This window comes from Bradyrhizobium icense (assembly GCF_001693385.1).
Classification (GTDB): Bacteria; Pseudomonadota; Alphaproteobacteria; order Rhizobiales; family Xanthobacteraceae; genus Bradyrhizobium; species Bradyrhizobium icense.
Genome location: NZ_CP016428.1, coordinates 387461 through 410828 on the forward strand (window position 1 = coordinate 387461; position 23368 = coordinate 410828).

Consider the following 23368-nt stretch of genomic DNA (forward strand, 5'->3'; position numbering starts at 1 on the left):
CCGCGTTGTCCTCCGCCTTGCCGCTGCTCACCCCATGCGGCATGATCGCGCCGACAATTTCAAAGCCGCAGACAATGCGGCGCGGGCACAGGGAGAAACTCCGTGAAGAGAGCAATGACAGGTATTTTCGCCGCCGCGCTGGCGATGTCGGCGACTGCGGCGCTGGCGCAAGGCAAGCCGGCGCTCAAGCTCGGCGGCATCCTCGATATGTCCGGGCTTTACGCCGACATCACCGGCACGGGCTCCGAGACGGCCGCGAAGATGGCGGTGGAGGATTTTGGCGGCGAGGTGCTGGGGCGCAAGGTCGAGATTCTTGCGGCCGATCATCTCAACAAGGCCGACCTTGCCGCCAGCATCGCGCGCGACATGCTCGACAACCAGGGCGTCGAGATGCTGTACGACGTGGCGGCGTCCGCCACCGCGCTGGCCGCCGGCGAGATCGCGAAGGCGCGCAACAAGATCGTGATGTATAGCGGCCCCGCCTCGATCCGGCTGAGCAACGAGGCCTGCGGCCCTTACACCGTGCATTATTCCTACGATACCTTTGCGCAGGCCAACGTCACCGGGCTCGCCACCGTCAAGAGTGGCTTCGAGACCTGGTTCTTTCTCACCGCCGACTATGCTTTCGGGCAGGATTTGGAAAAGGACACCAGCAATGTGGTGGTGAAGGCCGGTGGCAAGGTGCTGGGCAGCGTCAAGCATCCGCTCAACACGTCGGACTTCTCCTCGTTCCTGTTGCAGGCGCAGAGCTCGAAGGCAAAGGTCGTGGGCCTTGCCAACGCCGGCGGCGACACCATCAACGCGATCAAGCAGGCGGCGGAATTCGGGCTGACCAGAAGCGGCGGCCAGAAACTTTCGCCGCTGCTCGCCTTCGTCACCGACATCGACAGCGTCGGGCTGGAGACCGCGCAAGGCCTGCTGCTGGCGGAAGCCTTTTATTGGGACCTCAACGACGACACCCGCGCGTTTTCAAAACGCTTCATGGAGCGCGTCAAGCGGCCGCCGACCGCAGCGCAGGCCAGCGTCTACTCTTCCGTCCTTCACTATCTGAAAGCCGTGAAGGCCGCGGGCACCACGGATGCGGCCGCGGTCATGAAGGTGATGAAGGAGACGCCGGTCAACGACATGTTCGCCAGGAACGGCAAGATTCGCGACGATGGTCGCATGGTGCACGACATGTATCTCTTCGAGGTCAAGAAGCCATCGGAGTCAAAGGGACGCTGGGATTATTACAAGCTGCTGGCGACGATCCCCGGCAGCGAGGCGTTCCAGCCGCTGGAAGCCTCGCGCTGTCCGTTGGTGAAAAAATAGGACTGATCTGCGTAGGGTGGGCAAAGCGAGGCGTGCCCACCATTAGCGCCGCAGATCGGCGAGAGATGGTGGGCACGGCGCAAGTGCGCCTTTGCCCACCCTACGAGTTCATCTCAACCAACAAACGAAAGCACCACCCATGAGCGCAAACGAAATGGTCCTCCAGAAGCTCGAACAGGGCTTGCTCACCATCACTATGAACCGCCCCGAGCGGCGCAATGCGCTCAATCCGGACATGACGCGCGGACTGGTGGAGGCGGCGCGGCGGGCGGCGGAGGATCACGAGGTGCGTGCGGTCTTGATCAAGGGCGCGGGCGGCACGTTCTGCGTCGGCGGCGACGTCAAGTCGATGGCGGAGGGCAGGGCGCCGCTCGGCTTCGAGGCCAAGATGGCGAACTTGCGCCGTGGCATGGAAGTGTCGCGCATCCTGCACCAGATGCCGAAGCCGGTGGTGGCGCAGCTCGATGGCGCTGCCGCCGGCGCCGGCCTCTCGATCGCGCTGTCCTGCGATCTGCGCGTCGCCAGCGCCTCCTGCAAGATCACGACCGCGTTCGCCAAGGTCGGATTGTCGGGGGATTACGGCGGCACCTATTTCCTCACCCAGATGCTCGGAGCTGCGAAAGCGCGCGAACTCTATCTGACCTCGCCGGTCCTGAGCGCGACCGAGGCCTATAATCTCGGCATGGTGACGAAGGTGGTGCCGGATGCCGAGATCGACGCCGAGGCGCACGATCTCGCGATGTCGTTGGCACAGGGGCCGTCGGTGACGCTGGGCTACATCAAGCGCAACATCAACAATGCCGAGACGATGTCGCTGGAAGCCTGCTTTGACGCCGAAGCGATTCACCATTCGCGCTCGGGGGACACCGCCGATCACAAGGAAGCTGCAAAAGCCTTTGTCGAGAAGCGCAAGCCCGTGTTTTCGGGCCGTTGAAAATGGCCGAGGGCACTGAGATGGCCGAATATCTGAGGCTGCGGCAGATCTGCCTGGTGGCGCCGCATCTGGCGCCCGTGATCTCGGATATTTCCGCGATCATGGGCCTCAACGTCTGCTACCGCGATGGTAACGTCGCCAAATATGGCCTGGAGAATGCACTGCTGCCGGTCGACACCATTTTGCTGGAGGTGGTGGCGCCGTTCCAGCCGGGCACCGCGGCGGGACGTTTTCTCGACAAGACCGGCGGCCGCGGCGGTTACATGGCGATCTTCTGCTGCGACGATCCCGATGCGCGCGGCAAGCACGCCAACGCCATCGGCGTGCGCACGGCGAACGTGATCACGCACGCGCCCTATCGCGGCGTGCAACTGCACCCGCGCGATTGCCGTGCCGCGTTCATCGAGTTCAACCACACCGACGGCAGCGACGATGTGCTGGGGCCCTATCCGCCGGCGGGCCCCGACTGGCAGAAGGCGATCCGCAAGGATGTGACGGTGGCTTTGACGGAAGTCGAGATGCAGAGCCCGGATCCGCAAGGGCTGGCGGAGCATTGGGGAAAGATTCTGGGTGTTGGTGTCAGCGCGGGCGCAGGTGGCGAGCTTGAATTGAAGCTGCCCAATGCCCGCTTCCGCTTCGTCAAGGGCGAAAGCGATCTGATGAGCGGGCTGACCTTCAAGGTAGCCGATATCGCCAAAGTGCGTGACGCGGCCAAGGCAAAGGGCTGCAAGGTGTCGGGCAACAGCTTTGATCTCTGCGGCGTGACGCTCAAGCTGGTGGCGTAGCGCGATCTATCAACACGTCGTCCCTGCGAACGCAGGGACCCATAACCACCGTTGCCGATGGCGAAGGAGGCCGTTTCCTCTTGTGCCCTCTCCGCGGGCCGCGGCGTATGGGTCCCGGCTCGAGGCCGGGACGACGGGGTGCGAGAGTTGCGCTAGATCACCGCCCCTTGAAGTTCGCAACGCGGCGTTCGGCGGTGGCTTTGACGCCTTCCTTGAAATCCTCCGTCGCGCGGAGCTTGGTCTGCTCGGCGAGTTCGTGGTTGGTGGCGGCCATGACGCGGTCGGCGAGGCCGGCGCGCATGGTGGCGCGGGTCGAGATCAGGCCGAGCGGGGAGCACTCGGCGATTTCTGCGGCGAGCTTCATCGCTTCAGCGCGCACCTGGTCCTGCGGCACGCAGACATTGGCGAGGCCCATGCGCGTGGCTTCCTCGCCGGTGACGCGGCGGCTGGTGTAGAAGATCAGCTCCGCGTTGTTTCTGCCGACCAGTTCGGGAAGCGTCGTCGTCAGGCCGAAGCCCGGATGAAAGCCGAGCTTGGTGAAGTTCGCGGCGAAGCGCGCTTCGGGGCAGGTGACGCGGAAATCGGCCGAGACGGCCAGGCCGAGTCCGCCGCCGATGGCAGCGCCGTGCACGGCGGCGACGATCGGCTTCTTGTTGCGGAAGATGCGCACGGCCTGAACGTAGAGATGGTTGATCGGCAGATTGGCCGCCGGATCATTCTGCGCGTTCGCTTCCTGCTCCTGCCGCTTCGGATCGGAGAAATCGGCGCCGGCGCAGAACGCCTTGCCTTGCGCCGCGAGCACCGAGGCGCGGATTTCGATGTCATTGTCGAATTCTTCGAGCGCGTCCGCAATCTGGTTGATCAGCGAGACGTCGAAGAAGTTCAACGGCGGTTTTCGGATTTCGATCAGGCCGACATGGCCGTGTTTCTCGACGCCGATATCAGTGTATTTGCTCATGCGTTTCCTCGTTGAATTAGCGCAGACCAAGCCGCGCGCTAGCGCAAACCGAGCCCGCGGGCGATGATGCCGCGCAGCACTTCGGTGGTGCCGCCCTGGATCGTCAGTTTCGGTGCGGTCTTGATGGCGAAGTCGAGCTGCTTTTCCAGCGTCTCACGGTTGGTGGCGGTCTCCTCGACGAAGGCGGCGAGCTCGCGCACGCGATGCGGCAATTGCTGCTCCCAGATGGTGCCGATGTCTTTCACGATCGACGCCTCGACCACCGGCTCCTTGCCGGCCTGCAGCATGCCCGCGACCGACACCGACATGCGGCGCATGGTGTGGACCTGCGCCACCAGGCGGCCGATGCCTTCGGCGCTGCGGGTATCCGGCTTGTTGCCGACGGCGCGGACCAGTTCGGTCAGCACGTAGTAGGTTTCCAGGAAACGTTCGGGGCCTGAACGTTCATAGGCGAGCTCACTCGTCGCCTGCTTCCAGGCGCCGTCGATCTCGCCGAGCACGTGATCGTCGGGAATGAAGTGGTCGGTGAAAACAACTTCGTTGAACTCATACTGCCCGGTGATCTGGCCGATCGGGTTCACCTGGATGCCCGGCTGCTTCATCTTGACAAGGAATTGCGTCAGGCCGTGGCGGCGGTTTTCCTTCGTCGGCGGTGACGTCCGGAAGATCGCGATCATGTAGTCGGCAATATGGGCCGAGGAGGTCCAGATCTTGGTGCCGTTGATCAGATAGCCGCCGTCGGTTTTCGTCGCGCGGGTCTTTGCCGCGAACAGATCGGAGCCGGAGTTCGGCTCGCTCATGCCGATCGCAAAGCAGATCTCGCCGCGGCAGATGCGCGGCAGGATTTCCATCTTGATGTGCTCGGGCGCGTACTTCAGGAGCACCGGGCCGCTCTGGCGGTCGGCGACGAAGAAACGGCGCGTCGGCGCATTCGCTACGCGCATTTCCTCGGTCACGACATAGCGCTCGAGGAACGAGCGCTCGTGGCCGCCATATTTCTTCGGCCAGGTCATGCCTAGCCAGCCGCGTGCGCCGACCTTGCGGGAAAATTCCGGCACGTCGGTATCTTCGCGGTTCGGCTGGTGCGGATCGAAGGTGCCGGCGGCGATTTCTTCGGCAAGAAAGGCGCGCACTTCCTTGCGCAACTGCTCGCATTCGCTCGGCAGGCGGATCGGATCGAAACGGAGGGCTGCGGTCATTATCGTTCTCTATGCAGGCAAATCGGTATTGATGTCAGCGCGAGGCGACCAGCGGCCACAGTTCATCGGCGCCGCGCTTGCACACGAGCTTGCCGAGCTCGACCGCCCAATAACTTTCGGAGCCGAAATCGTCGCGCCATGCCAGGGCACGCAGCGAATAGCGATGCAGGATGTGCTCGATGGTGAAGCCGATCGCGCCGTGCACCTGGTGGGCGATGCCGCCGCCTTTCTCTGCCGCCTCCGAGCAGCGGATTTTTGCCGCCACCGCTTCGAGAAACACTTCGTCGTCGAAGGAGTTTGCGTTGGCGATGGCGTCGGCGGCCGAGGTGGCTGCTGCCAGCGCCGCTGCCGACTCGCCGGCGAGCCGCGCCAGATTGTGCTGCACCGCCTGGAATTTCGAGATCTTCTTCTCGAACGCGACGCGCTCGTTGGAATAGCGCACGGAGATTTCCAGCATCGATTCCAGCGCGCCGGCAATCTGCAGGGAGCGCGTGACGCCGCCCATCAGCATCAGCCGCGTCTGGTCGAAACCGGCGGGCGCGGGCTTGATCGCAATCGGCTGCACCTTGTCGAGCGTCACGATGTCAGAAGGATCGCCGCCGAGACTGAGCCCGCTCTCGATCCGGCATTTGCCGGTATCGACCAGCGCGATGGAGCAATCACCCTTCGCATCGCTGGCGAGCACCGCGAGGTGTTTTGCAACCTTGGCAAACGGCACGCCGCGCGCCCTGCCTGACAGGCTGCCATCGGCATTGACGGTAATCCGGTCTTTCGGGCTCGCGGGCACTACCGTCATCTCGTCGCCGGGCGAGGCGATTTTGGCCTGCGCCAACAGCCAGCCGGCCAGCATGGTTTCCGCCAGCGGCACCGCGACCGCAAAGCGCCCGGCCGCGCTCAACACGCTGAAACCTTCGGCGAGAGAAGCGCCCGAACCGCCGCAATCTTCGCCCACCCAGGCGAGCGGCAGGCCGGCGTCGCTCAGTGCCTGCCAGAGCGGGGCTTTCCACTCGCCCTTCTCGTCGCGATTGATGGTCTGGGCGTCGGCGAGATCGGCGAAGATTTTCTCCGCGGTCTCGGCAACGATGTTCTCACTCTCCGCCACAGCGTTCCCCGATTTGAAATTGGCATGCCAATCCCAAACTGAAACTGCCGGGTCGGCTGCGATCTTTTCTTGCGCTTTATGATGGGCAAAAGCCATAGCCGTGACAAGCGCTGTCCGCAGGGCGGCCTGCGACGGCGGCATGATGAATCGGGACCAAGAATAAATTCCGCTGAGCGGATTTCCGCAAGGTTGCACGGCATGGGCCGCACGATATGGTAGCCCCGACTTACCAACGGGCGGTTCGAAACCAGCCAATAAGCAACAAAGGAAATGCGGATGTCGAAGGATGGTTTGTGCGCGATTGTAACCGGTTCTGCCTCCGGCCTGGGAGCGGCGACCGCGGCCATTCTGGCAAAGGGCGGCGCGCGCATCGTCGTCAACTATTCCAACAGCAAGGCGGAGGCGGAAGCCACCGCCGATCTCTGCCGCAGCGCCGGCGCCGAAGTCGTGGTGGTGCAGGGCGACGTGTCGCGCGATGAAGACTGCAGGAAGATCGCCGCCGCTGCGGTGCCGTGGGGAAGGCTCGACGTGCTGGTCAACAATGCCGGCACCACCAAGCACGTGCCGCACCACGACCTCGACGGGCTTTCGGCCGAGGATTTTCAGCGCATCTACGCCGTCAACACGATCGGCCCGTTCCAGATGATCCGCGCGGCGCGCGCGCTGCTCGAAGCGGGCGCCAAAGCTTCCGGCCAACCGTCCGCCGTGGTCAACGTGTCGTCGGTCGCCGGCATTTCCGGCGGCGGCTCGTCCGTCGCCTACGCCGCAAGCAAGGGCGCGCTCAACACCATGACGCAATCGCTGGCGCGTGCGCTGGCGCCGCTGATCCGCGTCAACACGGTATGTCCCGGCTATATCGATACGCCCTGGTTCACCAAGGGCCGCGGCGAGGCCGGCGCGAAAGCGGTGCGCGACGCCGTGGTGGCGAAGGTGCCGCTAAAGGTCGCCTCGACGGCGGAAGACATCGCGCAGCTCGTCTGCTTCCTCGCCTCGCCGGCGTCGAGCAACATGACCGGCGAATATGTGCGGATGGATGCGGGGATGCATCTGGTGTTGTGACGAGAATTGTAGGGTGGGCAAAGCGAAGCGTGCCCACCAGTGATGGTGGGCAGGGCGCATGCGCCTTTGCCCACCCTACGGCTTCTCACCTGTTCCCCGGATCCGAGATCACGCCGCGCGCTACCAGCCGGTTCCAGATGAACAGCACCACCAGCGCGCCGATCGTGGCGGTGATGAAGCCGGCGCCCTGATCGGGGCTGTAATGGCCGATTGCCTGGCCGACGAAGGTCGCCAGGAACGCGCCGGCGATGCCGAGCACCGTGGTCAGGATGAAGCCGGTCGGGTTGTTCTGGCCCGGCGAAAGGATGCGCGCGATGATGCCGGCGACGAAGCCGACGACGATGATCCAGATAATGCCGCCCATTTCCGTCCCCTTTCCAATGTGTCGATGGTGAAGCGGCGCGGCGCTATCGAGCGTCGCGTTAGATTCTTGTTTGACGCGTTTTCTTCACGCGAACCGGTATCCACTTCGCTGGAAAACGCTATCGTGCGGCATCAGAACCGTTCCGATATCTCGTTCTCGTTCGGCAGTCGTCCGTCCGGCGTCAGATGATTGACGACGTCGGGCAGATACTGGCTGAGACCTTGCAGCAAATCGTCGCGCGACAGGCCGCTTTGCGCCGATAGCTGTTCGATGTCGTCGGCGCCGAGCGCATTGCCGAGATCGCCGGGAGAGATCTGCTTGTTGGGGCCGTTGCCGACCCAGGAGTCGGCCTGATCGCCAAGGCCGTTCTGTTGCAACTGCTTCATGAGGTCGCCGAGGCCGCCGCTCAGGATTGTGCCGGCCGCGCCTCCCGCGAGCAGTCCGCCCAATCCGCCCTTGAGCATGTCGCTGAGTCCGCCGCCCATGCCGCCACCGGGCATGCCGGCGTTCACATTGCCCGGCGCGGGCGCCGGCTGCGGTGCCGAGCCGGTCTGGTTGCCGCTGAAATGCTTGATGCCTTTCCAGGCCAGCAGCGCCAGGATCGCCATGGTCAAGGGCGACATTCCGCCACTCTCGGATTGGGAGCTGGGGCGGCTCGGGCCGCGCGGCCCGTTCATCATGCCGTTGAGGACGTCGAGTAAACCCATGGTTGTCTCCTCTGCGTAGCCCCGCGTGAAACATAACGGTGGCACATGACGGTTACAAGGCGCGAGCGCGCGCCTGCGATAGGCACCGTCCGCACGCTCTGCTATTCGAAGCCGGGTGCAACGCGAAAGGTGACAAATGGTTTCGCGCCAAACGATCGGTATCGCAGGCGCCGGCAGCATCGGCTGCTTCGTCGGCGGCATGCTGGCAGCAGCCGGCCGCCGCGTGGCGCTCTTGGCGCGTCCGCGCGTGATCGCCGAGATCGAAGCAGACGGCCTGCGGCCGACGAGTTTTGATGGTTTTGACCAGGCCATCACGCGCGATCGGCTCGTATTGTCGGAAAATCCTTCCGTTTTTGCGGATGCCGGCGTGGTGCTGGTCACGGTCAAGAGCGCGGATACCGCTGCGATGGCCGAAATCATTGCCAAGCACGCACCGCCGGATGTTGTCGTCGTCAGCCTGCAGAATGGCGTCGGCAATGCCGCCGTGCTCCGCAACCGCCTGCCGGGGCGGCGCGTGCTCGGCGGCATGGTGCCGTTCAACGTGATGGCGCTGGGCGAGGGGCGATTTCATCGCGCGACCTCGGGCGACATCGTCATCGAGCAGGACGAGGCGAATACTGCCGAGAAGCTATCGGTGCCGGGACTGACGATGCGGCCGACCGGCAACATCGACGGGGTGCAATGGGGCAAGCTGCTGCTCAATCTCAACAACGCGCTCAACGCCCTGGCCGATCTGCCGCTGCGCAAGCAACTCGCGCGACGCTCTTGGCGGCAGTTGTTCGCTGACCAACTCGCCGAAGCTCTCGCGGCGATCAAGGCCGAGGGCATCAAGCCGGTCTCGCCGACGCCGATTCCGGCAGCGTGGATGCCGACGCTGTTGCGCCTGCCGGACCCGATCTTCGAGGCGTTGCTGGGGCGGACGATGAAGATCGATCCCGAGGCGCGCTCGTCGATGTGGGAAGATCTGCAGCGCGGCCGCCGCACCGAGATCGACTATCTGCAGGGCGTCATCACCGAAATTGCCGAGCGCCGCGGGCTCGAGGCGCCGCTGTCGCGCCGGATCGCGGAATTGATCCGGCAGGCCGAGCGCGAGGCCAGGGGCTCGCCCCGCCTGACACCGGAGCAGATCCGCTCCCGAAATTGATTTGCCTTGGCGTCGGTCCGGCGCGACTTTCGTTCAGGTGAGCCGATGGGAGAAGCGACATGAAACGAACGGGCCTCGCGCTGGTAGCGGTTGCCGTCCTAATTTTCTGGGCGTCATTGCTGCCCGCTTATGCCGTACCGCCGACGGCGACGCCGTCGCCGGGCTATGACGCGCGGCTGCAGGAGCAGCGGGCGGCGTCGCGCGCGGTCGTCGCACCGGTCGTCAAGCCGCGCCGCGGCAAGAAGGCGCGCATGCATTGATGCCGATGTTGCCGCGTGAGCACGCCGCTCCCCCACGTCGTCCCTGCGAACCGCAGGGACTCATGGCCACCGAATGCAGTTGTCCTGAGATGACGTCTGCCGTTTCGCCTTATGGATAGATCACGCGGTATGGGTCCCTGCTTTTCGCAGGGACGACAGAGGGATCTAGCCCTTCTTCTGCTTGGCCGCCGGCGGCTGCTGTTGCGGATTGAACAGCCGTTTCAGTTCGTTGATGCTCTCCGAGAGCCGCGGCCATTCACACGAGAATTGGTTTTTGGCGCACTGGGCCGCCCTGATGCGTGCGGCCTGCTTGACCGGGCTCGCCACCGGTATCGGCACTTTTTCGGTTTCGACCGGCGGAGGGGCCTGCTCGGTGCGCAGCGAGGCCTGTTGGATGCCTTGCTGCATGTCCTGCGCTGGCGGTAGCTCCGGCTGCTGCTGCTTGGCCGCCATCGCCGCGGCGATGTGGTTGCGCCGCTCGCGCTCGAGATAGGCGGTATATTGCTCGTCGATCTTCTTCTGCTCTTCCGGCGTCGGGTTGGGACCTGCGATGTCGAACGTCCGGTCCTGCATGAAATCGTAATAGGTGTAGCCGCCACCGGGCTTGCGGCGGCCGGCGAATTTCGCGTTGCACTCAGCAAGCTTCGCCGTCTTTTCTTCCTTGGTCTTCGCCTGCTCGGCCACATCGGCGCAGGATTCGAAATCGTACGGCGCACTGCGCCACCACTGCGCATCCGAAGCCACCGGCGCGAGCACGAACAGCCCTCCGATCGTGGCAACAACAAGTGAAGATGCACGTGAGGCGATCACGGACGGTCCGCTCCAGTCGAATTCTCTAGGGAACTTTGATTGAGTCGATTGTCATCATTTTGGCAGCGCTGTCACGCCGAAACTGCACGATGTTCCCGCTCGCGTTGTGACCTTATCCCGCTGATGTGACCGATGGAACACAGTGCTAGGCCATTAGAAATCTTGAAGAAATTCAACAGCGAAGCAAGTTCCCGCAGACGATGCTGTAGCGATTCTAAGTGCACCATTTGAAGGCGAGCGGATAAGCACGCCACATTGTGGCAAGAATCAGTCAGCGCCTCTTGCGCGCGCCAGCGTGCGCGACGCCGTTTCATGGAACGTCGCACGATAGAGTCTCGCAAATTCGCCCATGTGATGGAAGCCGTTGGCTCGGGCGCACGACGTCACGGTGATGGCGTCGGACCCCTTCACGAGCTGCGCGCGCGCCGACCAAAGCTGCTTGAGGCGCAGATAGCGATGCAGGCTCATGCCGCGGACGCTCGCCACCGCCGTGCCCAACGTCCTGACCGACACGCCGCATTGTTCGGCGAGGTCGGCGCTGTAGATCGCCGAGGCGGCATGAAAGGCGACATACTCGTCGATCATGCGAACGAGGCGGCAATAGCCCGTGCTTGCAGTCTTGCCCGCCACTTCCGGCGTTCTGCTGCTGCGGAACATCTCGTCGATGGCGAGCAGCAGGCCTTCCTGGAGGGCAAGCGCCGAACGAGGCTCCTGCACCAATTCCGGTCTGGCGGAAGCCGTCTGCAAAATACCCGTCGTGACGGATCTGACCGTTGCAAGAGCGTCGGGGTCCGGCATGAACGGGCATAGCCGGTCCGGCGCATCGAACCACTGCCGATCCCGCAGGCCGGCGCCAAGGGTGACGATCGCGTGCAGCGATCCGCGGGGTTCGACGAACTGCAAATCCACATTGCCGCGCATGCCGATAAAGGTCGGCCGGTTCACGGACAGGCCGTTGACCGAGACGTCGTAGTCTTCCTCGATCTGGAAGATGACGACGCCATGCGCGGCGCGGTAGCTGACGTCGACGATACGCGGAAACGAACGGAGCAACGTGATCTGGCAGCAGGGCAACTGCACCGCCGCGCGCGCGGTATGGAAGTTCGCAAGATTCAGCGGGACGCTGCGCGCGTCCGCGACAAATTCGACCGGCCGGAAGGCGTCGATGTCGGAAAACCGGACGATCGAAAGGGCCGGCGAGGGGGCAAGCTTCTGGAACAGCATTGTAAGACAACTTGGCGGCGCGAATCTTCGCAGCCAGCGTCGGCCGGTCTGGTTAAGGCCGCATTAAGAAGTGTGGCCGAGGCGAAGATTTCGACAGCGCCGACGTGATGTGCGGGCTCCCCGGGCGAGCCGCGCCGGACCCATCGAAATCCATTATACCAGCTCAAGCGGAATGCTAATTGTTTTGCGCCAACCCAAGCCATCATGTGCCGGCTCATCCGGAACCCTCGCGTCGGGCGGGCCGGAGCCGCAAGAGGAAGCAAGAGGAAACAGTCTCTATGACCATCACCACGGCCATGACGAGCGTGCCGAAGCCTGCGCCTGAAGTGATCGAGGCGTTCAGGAACGCGCCGACCTCGATCATCAGCGACAACCTTGCCCGGCTGCCGGGCGCGGTGGGCCTGCGCCCGTTTCATCGCGCCGGCCGGCTGGTCGGAGCTGCTTTCACGGTGCGCACGCGGCCCGGCGACAATCTTGCGATCCACCGGGCGCTGGAACTGGTCGGGCCGGGCGACGTGATCGTGGTCGACGGCGGCGGTGACGAGACGAGGGCGCTGGTCGGCGAGATCATGAAGAATATCGCCGAATACCGCGGCGCCGCGGGGTACGTGATCGATGGCGCCATCCGCGACGTCGCGGCCTTCGCGGCTTCCGACTTTCCCTGCTTTGCCCGCGCGGCGATCCACCGCGGCCCGTACAAGAGCGGGCCCGGCGAGATCAACGTGCCGGTTTGCATTGGCGGCTCGGTGATTTCTCCCGGCGACATCGTGGTGGGCGACGAGGACGGCGTGGTATCGTTCCCTGCTGCTGTGGCCGGCACCTTGCTCGAGGCGGTCCGCGCCCAGATCGCGCGCGAGGAAGACACCCTGATCGCGATTCGCGAGGGCCGCTACCAAGGCAGCTACGGCAAATCTTGATGGGGCGCGACAGCGCGCTTGGGAGGAACGATGAGTCAGAAGGAAGAATTCCACAACCTCGACAACCCGGATGACGGCCTGTTTCGCGAACTCGCCGCCGGCGTCACCACACGCATCTTTTCGGGCGAGCACGCCATGCTGTCGGTCGTGGCGCTGGCGCCGCATTCGCAAGGCACGCTGCACCATCACCCCGAAGAACAATGGGGCGTGCTGCTTGAAGGCTCGGCGATCCGGGTTCAAGGCGATGAGGAAATTCCGGTCAAGAAGGGCGATTTCTGGCGCACGCCGGGAAACGTGCCGCACACGATGCGGGCTGGACCCGAAGGCGCCCGCGTGCTTGACATCTTCAGCCCGCCGCGCCCCGAATACAAAAAGGCCGGATCCGGCTTCGGCACTTAAATGAAGCCTGCGAACAAAAACAAAAAATATCGCAGGCGTTAATGGGAGGAGAGTTCTGGTGAAGATTACAAGACGAAATTTGCTTGCGGCGACAGCCGCGTTCGCAGTGACGCCGGCGCTGGCGCAGCAGACCAAGAACATGACGCTGGTGGTGCCGTTTCCTCCGGGAGGATCGACCGACGCGCTGGCGCGGCTGTTGCAGTCTCACCTGCAGACCAGGCTCGGCCGGACCGTGCTGGTGGAGAACAAATCCGGCGCGGCCGGCTCGCTCGGCGCCGTGCAGGTCGCCAAGAGCGCGCCTGACGGCGCGACGTTTCTGGTGACGTTCGATTCGCACGCGGTGATTCCGGCCATTCTTGAAAAGCCGGGGCTGGACGTCATGCAGGACCTGGTGCCGGTATTCCTGGTCGGCACGGCGCCTTATGTCATCGCCGCGAACGCCGAGCGGCCGTACAAGACGTTTGCCGATGTGGTCGCGGCCTGCAAGGCAACGCCCGGCGCCGTGAAATACGCCTCCGTCGGTATCGGCACCCTCGGCCATCTGGCGATGACGGTGCTGGGCAAGAAGGCCGGCGTCGAGATCACGCATGTGCCCTACCGCGGCGGCGGTCCGGCCATGAACGACGTGCTCGGCGGCCATGTCGATCTCATCGTTGGATCGGCGGCGCTGGTGACGGCGCAGCTCGGCACCAACATGCTGCGTCCCATCCTGCAACTGGGCCGCGAGCGGCTGCCCGTGCTGAAGGATACGCAGACCGCGATCGAAGCGGGCTTTCCGGATTTCGAGACGCTGGCCTGGTGGGGTGTTTTCGCGCCGAAGGGAACGCCGGAAGATGCCGTCGCCGGCATGGCGAAATCGGCGAAGGAGATTCTGAGCGAGCCGGCAGTTGCGGCGCAGTTGCGCGATACGCAAAACATGTCGCTGCTGCTCGCCGGCAGCAAGGAGTTCTCGACGTTCTTCGCCAAGCAGGTGAGCATCTGGGGGCAGGTGGTCCGCGAGAACAACATCAAGGCGTAGCGGGTGAGCGACGCGCATCCGCGACACGGGATTTACTTCTTCATCCGCTCATGAAAAAGGCCCCACCAAGGGGGCCTTAATCATCAAGCGTGGGAACGCCTTAGTTGTAGTCTGAATATTTGAACTGCGGCATCGCCTTGAGCTGATCCTTGGTGCCGCTCATCACGGCATGATCGGGCATCCAGTCGTTCGCATCGGCGCTGCGCGGGGTCGGCGCAGTGGTGCTCGTGGCCGCACCGGTCGTGGTCTCGCGTTGGGTGCCTGTAGTGTCGCGCGTGGTCGCTCCGGGCGCCGTCGAGCTGGTGCGGACCGGCTCCTCGACGAATTTGAGCTTGTCCATGGAAACGGCGATGTCATGTTCGCCCATTCCGAGGAAGCCGCCGACGCCGATCACCACGGCATTGACCTTGCCGTCCTTGTCCAGGATCAGCTCGTTGACCTCGCCGAGCTTTTCATTGGCGTCATTATAGACGTCGAGGCCCATGAGCTTGGACGCGCGCCAATTGCCCTTGAGCATCATCTTGTCCTGCGAGCCGGCCGTCGTTGCTGCGGGGGCGGCGGGCTGAGCCGTCTGCGCGGTCTGCGCATAGGCGGGAGCACTGAATATGGCGGCGCTCAAGAGAGCCGCGGCTAAAAGTTTCTGCATTTCTGTCCTCCTCGAAAGTCGATCGATGTCCCTAGAACAGAACGCCTGCGCGAATGTTCCTCTGGATCCGGGAGAACTTTCGGAATGACGCAGCCATACGGCGGCATAAAGCGGGCCGGCAAAACCAAGCGCGCCATGGCGGAACCTGTACGCTTGGATTCGGAAACATGTTCGCGTTGTCCGCGTTGAAATGACAGCTCATGCCGGTGGCAACCGGCCGCAACGGGGAATGATGGACGCAGCTATTTTGCCGGTTTCTTGCTGCGACACCAACGCATCGGTACGCACTGATATCTAACCCGTTCCCGGTATGAGCGCTCTCGTATGCCGCTCTGTCCGAACCGCTCGACCAACCAAGCGGGTAACACGGTCTGCATTTCGCGCTTCGGAGGGCTGGCGATGCCAAGCTTGCTTTGCTATGAAGCATCCCAAGCACCTGCCTTGCCATGCAGGTCCGCGGTCCCGTAGCTCAGCCGGATAGAGCGACGGTTTCCTAAACCGTAGGTCGGAAGTTCGAGTCTTCCCGGGATCGCCAGCATGTCCAGCACCTCAGACATCGTGACGGTCACTCCGAATCCGGCGGTCGATCTCTCGACTGCGGTCGACAGGATCGTGCCGGTGGCCAAGCTGCGCGGCCGATCGCAGCGGCGCGATCCCGGCGGCGGCGGAATTAACGTCGCGCGGGTCATCAAGCGGCTCGGCGGCGATGCCCGCGCAATCTATCCCGTCGGCGGAGCGATCGGAAACTTGCTGCGCCAGCTACTCGACGAAGAGGGGATTACCAGCCACACCTGGACGATTGCGGGCGAGACGCGGGAGGATTTTTTCGTCGATGAAATCAGTGCGGGCAAGCAATACCGGTTCATTCTTCCCGGCCCACGGCTCGACGAAACCGAGTGGAAGCAATGCCTGAAGCTGATCGCGGAAATCGAGCCTTTTCCCCGCTTCCTGGTCGCAAGCGGCAGCCTGCCCGATGGCGTTCCCGATGACTTCTATGCGCAGATCGCGAGGATCGCAAAGCAGCGCGGCGCAAGGATGGTGCTGGACACCTCGGGGCCGGCGCTCGCCGCAGCGGCGGCTGAGGGCGTCGACCTCATCAAGCCGAACCTGCGGGAGATGCGCGAACTGACCGGAAGCGAACCGTCGGACGCCTACGCGTGGGAAGTCGCTGCGAGGGAGCTCGTCGAAAAGGGCAAAGCGACCATCGTCGCATTGACGATGGGCCATCTTGGCGCGGCGCTTGTCACGCGCGACGAAGTCCTGCGGGCGCCGCCGATTCCGATTACGCCGCGGAGCGCGGTCGGAGCCGGCGACAGCTTTCTGGCGGCCTTGGTCTGGCGGCTCGCTTCAGGTGCATCTCGCCCGGACGCTTTCCGTCTTGCGGTCGCTGCCGGCGCCGCGACGCTGCTCCATCCCGGGACCGAGCTGTGCCGGCCGGAGGACGTCGCGCGCCTTGCCGGTCAGGTAACGATCGAAACGGTATGATCGCGAAACGTCTGGCTAAGCGCCCTTCTCGAGCAGCGCCTTGAAATCCGCCCGCGCGCGTTGCGCTTCGCGCCTGGCGGTCTCGGAGGCCTCGCCGAGGCCGAAATAGCCGTGGATCAGGCCGAGGCCGTCGTAATAGCTGGTCGGCACGCCGGCCGCCTTGAGCGTGTCGGCGTAGGCCTTGCCTTCGTCACGAAGCGGATCGAACCATGCGGTACAAACGATGGCCGGTGCCACGCCGGCAAGGTCTTTGGCGCGGAGCGGCGAGACGCGCCAGTCGGTGCCGTGCGTTTTGTCTTCGAGGTAATGGCCGCAAAACCACTCCATGGTGGCGCGGGTGAGGAAATAGCCTTCGGCGTTCTCGGCGCGCGAGGGGAATCGGGCGTTCTCCATCGCGTCCGCGAAATTTCCGGCGACGTCGGTGACGGGATAGACCAGCAATTGCGCTGCCAGCCCGATGCCGGCCTCGCGGCAGGCGATTGCCGTGGTGGCCGCCAGATTGCCGCCCGCGCTGTCACCGGCGACACCGACGCGCGCGGCATCGCCGCCGAATTCGGCGATGCGGGCGATGACGTCCTGCGTGGCCGTGAAGGCATCCTCGAAGGCGCCGGGAAACCGCACCTCTGGCGGCCGGCGGTAATCGACCGAGACGACGACGGCGCCGGTTTCGATCGCGAGCCAGCGCGCCTGCCGGTCATGGGTCTCGAGATCGCCGGCGACCCAGCCGCCGCCGTGAAAGAACACGACCGTCGGCGATTTGTCGTTCGAGTTCCGGTAGGCCCGCGCGGCGAGGAATCCGGTGGCGCCTTTCACCTTGATGTCTTCCGTGCTCATCACCGGGGGCGGAGGAACCGCCGCGCGCGAGGCCGCCAATGCGCGGAGCGCATCGCGCGCGCTGTGCGGCGTCATCGTCGCGGGGTCGCGCAGCGGCAGCAGCGGAATGATCTGGGCGACGACGGGATCGAGCGGTGGAATCATGTGGGGGCCTCGCGCGGAACGGGACGGCAGCATAGGTAACGCGCGCGGCCGCTGCAATTGCGGCGTTTTCCAGGGCAGGCCGGGCCTGCATCCTTCAACTGACAATGATTCCTTCAAGCCGATATGCGGGCGGCGTCGATAGAATCGCGGTCCGTTTACTTCTGGTTATCCCTAACCGAGTGCGAGCGGGGAACGGCCGGGCGCACCGATCATTACTCCTTCCAGAGGGAGTGGTGCGATGGATCAAATTGCCGGAATAGATCGGGCGCTCGACGAAATGCTGGTGCAACTCGGCGGGATGGTGCTCAAACTGTCCAGCCCGGAAGTGACGCGGACCGCCGACGAGCGGCGCGCGCTGGCGTGCTCGGTCAACCAATATTCGCTGTGCGCGGCGCGCTCGGCTGATCCGCGCGTGCACCAACTCAGGGCCGAGCTTGAGGAAACAATCAAGCCGCATTTGCGGCTGGTGGCCAGCCGTTAAGGCCAGCGGTTCGGTTCCGACGCTGCGAGGCCGGTGCCGGTGACGACGGCGTTCGAATAATTCAGCTCTGATGACTCAGAGCGTCTTGAGGTATTCGATCAGCGCCTTTCGATCGTCGGCGGACAACTCCGGTCCGATGACGCCCTTGATTTCCTTGTTCTTGTTGTAGTCCTTCCTGAACTCGTGCCCCCGGTTCGAGTTACCGCGAATCGAGGTATCGAATTCGAACCCGTTGGTGATCGGGTCGGTCTTGTAACCGAGCTTCACGGGGTCGTATTCGCGGCTGCCGAGATAGAATTTGGCAGGCCGTTTCTCCGGGTCGCCAAGCAGATCGTCGATGGTCGGCACCGAGCCGTTGTGCAGATAGGGCGGCGTCGCCCAGACGCCGTTCAGCGGACGAACCTTGTAGGCCAGTTCGCCCCGGAGTTCGTTCGGCATGTAGCCATCCATCCGTTTCCGCTCCGGGACGCTCACGGGCGGCTTTTGCTGATCGAAGATGGTGTTGACGGTCTTCTCGACGAGTTCGCCGAGTGCGAACGCAAAACTGCTGCTCTTGATTCCGAGATGGTCGGGAACCGCGACGGTGCGGGCCAGCATGTCCGCCGCCTGCGCGGGATCGGTTCCGATATGGGAGATCGGAACATTCTCGACCTTGAGGATCGCCTCGTCGGCCTCGTTCTTGGTCCACCAGTCCTTGTTGTTGAAATCGTAGAACGCCTCGCTCGTCACCGGCGGCCGGTGGCACTCCTGGCAATGGGTCTTGTAGAGCTCTGCGCCCCTGCCGGCCAGCTTCTGGTCGATCGGCGGCAGGATGTCGGCCGGCCATTTCGGGGATTGCAGGCCCGAGAATTTGTCCTTCGCGTTCGGCGGATTCTTGCCCTTGATCATCTGCTCCATCGCGTGGAGCGACTTCAGGTCGACGCTCGATTTGTACAGACCCTTTGACGGCTCGGTCAGGTTGAGCTCGGCCGACACGCCGAGCGCTTCGCCGGCATTGCGTACCATCGGCTGCATGATCGAGCCGTTGTACTGCACCCAGTCGAACCACGGCGTGTTCCAGATCCTGGGAAAATGCACCGGCGCAGAGGAGCCGGCATAGTTCTCCGGCTTTTTCAGGCCGATCGAAAACACCTGGTTGCCGATCCGGTTGAGCGCATCGAGCCGCCCGTATCCTTCCACGATGCTCTGCGAGGCGACGCGCTCTTCGAGATTCTTGACCTGCTTGTACTGGGCAAGGACCTGGTCGAGCTGGTTCTTCAGCGTCTCGCGGTCGTCGACGCTGGAGTCCGGACCCAGGATGCGCTCGGCGAACCGATCGAACCGCCCGGGCCAGTAGCGCGTCAGCAGAAGCGAGATGCCCATACCCTGCTTCATCGCGAAGAGGTTGGTGAGCGCCGATCCGCCGTCGATGACGACAGCGGTGTCCTTGTAGGTGAAGCTGCCGGTGTGGCAGGCCGCGCAGGTCAGGCCGATGCCGGTCATGTCCTGCTTGTTGCGCGGGTTCTTCCACGGTGCGCCGGTCGGGTCGAGCATCGGGCCGCCTTTCGCGAATCCGATCGGAAGCGCCTCCTTGCCGGGGATGATGGTGTCGGCAATGAAACCGTAGCGGTCGAGATAGGCGGGGTCGCTGAAGAGGCCGACGTTGGTGAACGGCAGCCACGAAATCGTCGGCTGCTCCAGCGCCCTGAACCATTCATAGGGAAAGCCGAAGGTCCGCGTTCCCTGATCGGCGTGATAGAACCAGCTCAGCTTTTCCTTGGCGACGCCCTGATCGAGCCAGACGGTTTTCTTTGGCGTGGGATGCTCCACGATCTTGACGTGAAGATCCTGCCAGAGCTTGGCGATGTCGTCCTTGAAGGCCGCGTAGCCGATGCCGACGACCGCCAGCGCGATCACAATTTTCGCAATCCTTTTGCCCCGCATGGCCTGCCCCTCGTTAAAACTGCGCCGGTGGCGCGCAATATCGGTCTGTTATCAAAAAACGCCGCAAGGCGAATCACCCTCGGCGTGCGGTTGAATATGATGCAATCCTATAGTGGCGCCACAGGCCTGTCCATAAATCCAAATCCTTTGAGGCCGCGCGATGGGGTCCTCGGCCGGTCATCTCGCGCCGGGCGTTTTCCAGTATAGAGTCTCCATCATGCAGAAACGTGTCGGACAGATCACATGACGGCAGAAGCGGCAGAACGCTTGCGAATTGAGATCCGCCCCGGCGAGGCGGTTTCAGGGCTATTGCTGCAGCCGCCACAGGCGCGCGCGTGTTACGTGTTTGCGCACGGGGCCGGTGCGGGCATGACACACAAGTCGATGGAGACGGTTGCCACAGGCCTTGCCGAGCGCGGCATTGCGACGCTGCGCTATCAGTTTCCCTATATGGAGAAAGGCGGCAAGCGGCCCGATCCACCCGCGGTCGCACACGCAACGGTGCGAGCGGCCGTGGCGGAAGCCGGGCGGCGCTTTCCCTCGCTGCCGCTGGTCGCGGGCGGCCGATCGTTCGGTGGGCGGATGACCTCGCAGGCACAGGCGCTCTCGCCGTTGCCGGGCGTTCGCGGATTGGTGTTTCTCGGTTTTCCCCTGCATCCGGCCGGAAAGCCGTCCAGCGAGCGGGCCAGGCATCTCACAGACGTCACAATCCCGATGCTGTTCTTGCAGGGCACGCGCGACGCGCTGGCCGAGATGAGCCTGCTCGAGCCTGTCGTCAAGAGCCTGGGTTCGCGCGCGACGCTGCATTTGCTCGATGGCGCCGATCATTCTTTCCATGTGCTGAAGAGTTCGGGGAGGAATGATCGCGAAGTGATGGACGAGGCGCTGGATGCGTTTGCGGCATGGGTTGATGGGACTATCGGCTAAGCTCTCGAAGTCGTCCCTGCGAACGCCGGGACCCATAACCACGGGCGAGCGTGGTTGAGGAAAGCCGTTTCCCCTTGTGCCTCTTCCGCAGGCCGCGGTGTATGGGTCCCTGCTTTCCGCAGGGACGACGGATATAGTTGCGCTTGACGCTTTCCGAACTACGATGCATCCATGACAAAAATCCTGATCGTCAATCCGAATACGACTGCCTCGATGACCGACACGATCGGCGCCGCGGCCCGCGCCGTTGCCGCAGCAGGCACCGAAATATCAGCCGTCACGTCGACGATGGGGCCGGTCTCGATCGAAGGCTACTACGACGAGGCCTTTGCCGTGCCCGGGCTGATCCAGGCGTTGATGAACGCGCCGGATGCCGACGCTGGCATCATCGCCTGTTTCGACGACACCGGGCTCGACGCGGCGCGATCGGTGGCGCGCTTTCCGGTGGTCGGCATTTGCGAGGCGGCGCTGGTGACGGCTGGCCAGATTGCAAAACGCATCGCTATCGTCACCACGCTGCCGCGCTCGATCGTGCCGCTCGAAGAGCTGGTGCGCCGCTATGGTTTTGCGGAGAGGGTCCAGGTCACGGCCTGCGACGTCGCGGTGCTCGATCTCGAGAAGCCCGGCTCCGGCGCGGAAGCGAAGCTTGAAGCCGAGATTGCCCGCGCGCTCGACAAGGGCGCAGAGGCGGTCGTGCTCGGCTGTGCGGGCATGGCCGATCTGCCGCAAAAACTGTCGCGGAAATTCGGCGTCCCCGTCGTCGATGGCGTGGCGGCAGCGGTGAAGCAGGCCGAGGCACTGGCCGGCCTGAAGCTGACGACGTCCCGGCGCGGTTCGTATGCGTCGCCGGGCGCGAAACGATACGATGGCTTATTGGCGCCATTCGCTCCGAAGTCGTTAGATTGATTGCGGCCCGCCGTAGATCTTGTCGCGTAGTCGCCGCATGCCGGCGAGCCAGCGATCGCGGTTGGAGGCCTTGCGCTGCATGTATTCGGCGACCTGCGGGTGCGACAGGATGAGAAAACGTTCTTCTTCCATCGCCTCGATCACCATCCGCGCCACGTCCGGCGGCTGCAGCACGCCATCCACTCTCGCCGCGCTCGGGCCCGGCGTCGTCATGCCGGTTTGCACCGATTGCGGGCAGAGCACGGAGACGCGGATGCCGCGGTCGCCATACTGAATGGCGAGATGTTCGGCGAGCGCCACCGCGGCGTTCTTGGTCACGCCGTACGGCATCGAGTTCAGCGACGCCAGCAGGCCCGCCGCGGACGCGGTGTTGAGGAGATAGCCGGAGCCGCGCGCGAGCATGCCGGGCACCAGCGCGCGTGCCGCGAACACATGGCTCATGACATGGACGCGCCAGCTCACCTCCCAGTCGGCATCGGAGGCGGTCTCCTGACCCTTGCGCGAGAGGCCGGCGTTGGAAAAGAACACGTCAACGGGGCCGTATTTGTCTTCAGCCGCGGCGATCAGTGCCTTGATGTCTTCCTCCAGTCCGACATCGGCCGTGATCGGCAGCCCGTCGATGTCGCCCGCGACCTTGGCAAGCTTCTCGCGCGAGGTTTTGAGGTCGGCGACGACGACGCCGCGCGCGCCGGCTTCCGCGTAGGCACGCGCCACCGCCTCGCCGATGCCGCTCGCCGCTCCCGTGACGACGCAGACCTTGCCCTTGACATGCATGATGCGGTTCCTCCTGCTTGTTCTCAGGTCTTGTAGAGCCCCTTGTCGCGCGCCTGTCGGATGGCGAACGCGGCCATCATGTCGAGCATCGGTGTCGAAAGTCCGGCGGCGCGGGCGAAGGCGGCGGGCGCGCGGACCAGCACGTCGATCTCCATGGCGCGGCCGCGTTCGTAATCCTGCAGGATCGACGGCTTGTGGTCCGGCGCGGGGCCGGAGCGCGTCACCCGTTTGACTTGCGGGAAACAGCTTTGCGCCACGCTGTTGGCCTCATCGAGCAGGCGCGGCACGATGTCGGCGAGATCAGGATCGTCGCGTATGGCGCGCGCGGTCTGCCCGGTCAGCAAACACAGTACCGACATCGACATGTTGGTCAGCAATTTTGACCAGATCGTCGCCCTGATCTGCGTGACCTCGGGCGAGTCGATCGAAGCTTCGTTCAGCGCTACACGGAGCTTCGCGACGCGCTCGCTGGCGCGGTCGTCGCACTCGCCGATCAGCAGCCGGTTTCGCTCGGGCGAGAGATTTGCGACCACGCCCGGTTCAACGACTTCGTTGGACGAGAACACCACGCCGCCAACGATGCGCTGCTTGGGGATTGCCGCGCGCAGGCGTCCGCCGGGATCGAGGAACGCCAGATCCGGCACCGGCGGATGTTTTGGAGGAAGCCCGATATCGTACCACCAGGGAATGCCGTTCTGCGCGAACACCACGGCGGTGTCGTCGCCGAGCAGCGGCGGCAGCCCAGAGGCGAGGCTCGTGAGGCCTGTCGCCTTCAGCGTGCAAATGATGGCGTCCTGTTGCCCCAGCGCGGCCGGATCGCTCGAAGCTCTTACCTTCGCCTTGAACTCGTCATTTCCAACCCGCAGCGCCAGCCCGTTGGCTTTCACGGCATCCAGATGCGCACCTCGCATGATGCAGGAAACATCATGTCCAGCCAGTGCGAGACGCACTGCAAAATGGCTACCGACGGCGCCCGCACCGAAAATGCAAATCCGCATGGAGTGTATATCCTGCTGAAGGGATCGCCCGAAGCTTCAGTTTCCACAGACCCGCCACC

25 protein-coding genes and 1 tRNA gene are annotated in these 23368 nt (G+C 64.0%); 14 read left to right on the top strand and 12 right to left on the bottom strand.

All coding sequences use genetic code 11. The features are described from left to right. The first annotated feature begins 114 nt into the window (after window positions 1-114). The 3 genes from LMTR13_RS01860 (at window position 115) to LMTR13_RS01870 (ending at window position 3030) form a co-directional block, all read left to right on the top strand. The gene (locus LMTR13_RS01860) at window positions 115-1311 is read left to right on the top strand and encodes an ABC transporter substrate-binding protein (RefSeq protein ID WP_418219750.1); all 1197 of its coding nucleotides are present in this window, start codon (window positions 115-117) and stop codon (window positions 1309-1311) included. Between the two features lie 139 nt (window positions 1312-1450). Then, the gene (locus LMTR13_RS01865) at window positions 1451-2245 is read left to right on the top strand and encodes an enoyl-CoA hydratase (protein WP_065726439.1); all 795 of its coding nucleotides are present in this window, start codon (window positions 1451-1453) and stop codon (window positions 2243-2245) included. 20 nt (window positions 2246-2265) lie between these two features. Beyond that, on the top strand, window positions 2266-3030 hold the full coding sequence (locus LMTR13_RS01870) for a VOC family protein (RefSeq protein ID WP_065732336.1): 765 nt from the start codon (window positions 2266-2268) through the stop codon (window positions 3028-3030). Between the two features lie 157 nt (window positions 3031-3187). Here the strand turns inward: LMTR13_RS01870 and LMTR13_RS01875 are convergent, their stop codons facing one another. Genes LMTR13_RS01875 through LMTR13_RS01885 form a run of 3 tightly spaced genes read right to left on the bottom strand, consistent with a single transcriptional unit; the run spans window position 3188 to window position 6289 of the window. Continuing rightward, window positions 3188-3988, bottom strand: coding sequence for an enoyl-CoA hydratase/isomerase family protein (locus LMTR13_RS01875; protein WP_065726440.1), 801 nt, complete (start codon window positions 3986-3988; stop codon window positions 3188-3190). A gap of 38 nt (window positions 3989-4026) precedes the next feature. Beyond that, window positions 4027-5187 (bottom strand): acyl-CoA dehydrogenase family protein, encoded by a 1161-nt coding sequence (locus LMTR13_RS01880; RefSeq protein ID WP_065726441.1) that lies wholly within the window; start codon window positions 5185-5187, stop codon window positions 4027-4029. Between the two features lie 34 nt (window positions 5188-5221). Next, window positions 5222-6289, bottom strand: a complete 1068-nt coding sequence (locus LMTR13_RS01885) for an acyl-CoA dehydrogenase family protein (RefSeq protein ID WP_065732337.1) — start codon at window positions 6287-6289, stop codon at window positions 5222-5224. A 276-nt stretch (window positions 6290-6565) separates the two neighbouring features. Here LMTR13_RS01885 and LMTR13_RS01890 point away from each other — a divergent pair, with 276 nt between their 5' ends. Continuing rightward, window positions 6566-7348 carry an SDR family NAD(P)-dependent oxidoreductase gene (locus LMTR13_RS01890; protein WP_065726442.1) on the top strand — a complete coding sequence of 261 codons (783 nt, stop codon included), beginning with the start codon at window positions 6566-6568 and terminating at the stop codon, window positions 7346-7348. 85 nt (window positions 7349-7433) lie between these two features. On the opposite strand, the gene LMTR13_RS01895 is transcribed toward LMTR13_RS01890, so the two are convergent. Further along, window positions 7434-7712 carry a GlsB/YeaQ/YmgE family stress response membrane protein gene (locus LMTR13_RS01895; RefSeq protein ID WP_065726443.1) on the bottom strand — a complete coding sequence of 93 codons (279 nt, stop codon included), beginning with the start codon at window positions 7710-7712 and terminating at the stop codon, window positions 7434-7436. A gap of 131 nt (window positions 7713-7843) precedes the next feature. Then, window positions 7844-8419: a YidB family protein gene (locus LMTR13_RS01900; RefSeq protein WP_065726444.1), complete on the bottom strand. Its 576-nt coding sequence runs from the start codon at window positions 8417-8419 to the stop codon at window positions 7844-7846. Between the two features lie 136 nt (window positions 8420-8555). Between LMTR13_RS01900 and LMTR13_RS01905 the strand changes: the two genes are divergently transcribed. Together LMTR13_RS01905 and LMTR13_RS01910 are read left to right on the top strand one after the other, a co-directional pair. Continuing rightward, window positions 8556-9563 carry a 2-dehydropantoate 2-reductase gene (locus LMTR13_RS01905; protein ID WP_065726445.1) on the top strand — a complete coding sequence of 336 codons (1008 nt, stop codon included), beginning with the start codon at window positions 8556-8558 and terminating at the stop codon, window positions 9561-9563. Between the two features lie 59 nt (window positions 9564-9622). Further along, window positions 9623-9823, top strand: a complete 201-nt coding sequence (locus LMTR13_RS01910; RefSeq protein WP_065726446.1) for a hypothetical protein — start codon at window positions 9623-9625, stop codon at window positions 9821-9823. A 165-nt stretch (window positions 9824-9988) separates the two neighbouring features. Here LMTR13_RS01910 and LMTR13_RS01915 read toward each other — a convergent pair whose 3' ends face one another. Further along, entirely contained in the window at window positions 9989-10633 is a 645-nt protein-coding gene (locus LMTR13_RS01915) for a hypothetical protein (RefSeq protein WP_065726447.1), read from the bottom strand. A 267-nt stretch (window positions 10634-10900) separates the two neighbouring features. Then, window positions 10901-11857 carry a helix-turn-helix domain-containing protein gene (locus LMTR13_RS01920; protein WP_065726448.1) on the bottom strand — a complete coding sequence of 319 codons (957 nt, stop codon included), beginning with the start codon at window positions 11855-11857 and terminating at the stop codon, window positions 10901-10903. Window positions 11858-12135: 278 nt separating this feature from the next. Here LMTR13_RS01920 and LMTR13_RS01925 point away from each other — a divergent pair, with 278 nt between their 5' ends. From LMTR13_RS01925 to LMTR13_RS01935, 3 genes are read left to right on the top strand one after another with little or no spacing between them, the layout of a single operon-like run. Further along, window positions 12136-12774, top strand: coding sequence for an RraA family protein (locus LMTR13_RS01925; protein ID WP_065726449.1), 639 nt, complete (start codon window positions 12136-12138; stop codon window positions 12772-12774). Window positions 12775-12804: 30 nt separating this feature from the next. Further along, the gene (locus LMTR13_RS01930; protein WP_065726450.1) at window positions 12805-13173 is read left to right on the top strand and encodes a dimethylsulfonioproprionate lyase family protein; all 369 of its coding nucleotides are present in this window, start codon (window positions 12805-12807) and stop codon (window positions 13171-13173) included. A 58-nt stretch (window positions 13174-13231) separates the two neighbouring features. Further along, window positions 13232-14191, top strand: a complete 960-nt coding sequence (locus tag LMTR13_RS01935) for a Bug family tripartite tricarboxylate transporter substrate binding protein (protein WP_065726451.1) — start codon at window positions 13232-13234, stop codon at window positions 14189-14191. Window positions 14192-14291: 100 nt separating this feature from the next. On the opposite strand, the gene LMTR13_RS01940 is transcribed toward LMTR13_RS01935, so the two are convergent. Further along, window positions 14292-14837 (bottom strand): PRC-barrel domain-containing protein, encoded by a 546-nt coding sequence (locus tag LMTR13_RS01940; protein ID WP_065726452.1) that lies wholly within the window; start codon window positions 14835-14837, stop codon window positions 14292-14294. Window positions 14838-15295: 458 nt separating this feature from the next. Between LMTR13_RS01940 and LMTR13_RS01945 the strand changes: the two genes are divergently transcribed. Continuing rightward, window positions 15296-15372 (top strand) — tRNA-Arg (locus LMTR13_RS01945). 2 nt (window positions 15373-15374) lie between these two features. After that, window positions 15375-16322, top strand: coding sequence for a 1-phosphofructokinase family hexose kinase (locus LMTR13_RS01950; RefSeq protein WP_065726453.1), 948 nt, complete (start codon window positions 15375-15377; stop codon window positions 16320-16322). Between the two features lie 15 nt (window positions 16323-16337). Here LMTR13_RS01950 and LMTR13_RS01955 read toward each other — a convergent pair whose 3' ends face one another. Continuing rightward, entirely contained in the window at window positions 16338-17300 is a 963-nt protein-coding gene (locus LMTR13_RS01955) for an alpha/beta hydrolase (protein WP_065726454.1), read from the bottom strand. A 238-nt stretch (window positions 17301-17538) separates the two neighbouring features. Between LMTR13_RS01955 and LMTR13_RS01960 the strand changes: the two genes are divergently transcribed. Further along, window positions 17539-17781, top strand: a complete 243-nt coding sequence (locus LMTR13_RS01960) for a hypothetical protein (protein WP_065726455.1) — start codon at window positions 17539-17541, stop codon at window positions 17779-17781. Window positions 17782-17856: 75 nt separating this feature from the next. Here the strand turns inward: LMTR13_RS01960 and LMTR13_RS01965 are convergent, their stop codons facing one another. Continuing rightward, window positions 17857-19704, bottom strand: coding sequence for a di-heme-cytochrome C peroxidase (locus tag LMTR13_RS01965; protein WP_065726456.1), 1848 nt, complete (start codon window positions 19702-19704; stop codon window positions 17857-17859). Between the two features lie 243 nt (window positions 19705-19947). On the opposite strand from LMTR13_RS01965, the gene LMTR13_RS01970 reads away from it, so the two are divergent. Together LMTR13_RS01970 and LMTR13_RS01975 are read left to right on the top strand one after the other, a co-directional pair. Next, the gene (locus LMTR13_RS01970) at window positions 19948-20631 is read left to right on the top strand and encodes an alpha/beta hydrolase family protein (RefSeq protein ID WP_065726457.1); all 684 of its coding nucleotides are present in this window, start codon (window positions 19948-19950) and stop codon (window positions 20629-20631) included. Window positions 20632-20802: 171 nt separating this feature from the next. Next, a complete protein-coding gene (locus LMTR13_RS01975; protein ID WP_065726458.1) occupies window positions 20803-21537 on the top strand; it encodes an aspartate/glutamate racemase family protein in 735 nt (244 codons plus the stop codon). Here LMTR13_RS01975 and LMTR13_RS01980 read toward each other — a convergent pair. Next, on the bottom strand, window positions 21529-22311 hold the full coding sequence (locus LMTR13_RS01980; RefSeq protein ID WP_065726459.1) for an SDR family oxidoreductase: 783 nt from the start codon (window positions 22309-22311) through the stop codon (window positions 21529-21531). The genes LMTR13_RS01975 and LMTR13_RS01980 overlap by 9 nt on opposite strands. A 23-nt stretch (window positions 22312-22334) precedes the next feature. Beyond that, a complete protein-coding gene (locus LMTR13_RS01985) occupies window positions 22335-23309 on the bottom strand; it encodes a ketopantoate reductase family protein (protein WP_065726460.1) in 975 nt (324 codons plus the stop codon). Between the last annotated feature and the right edge of the window lie 59 nt (window positions 23310-23368).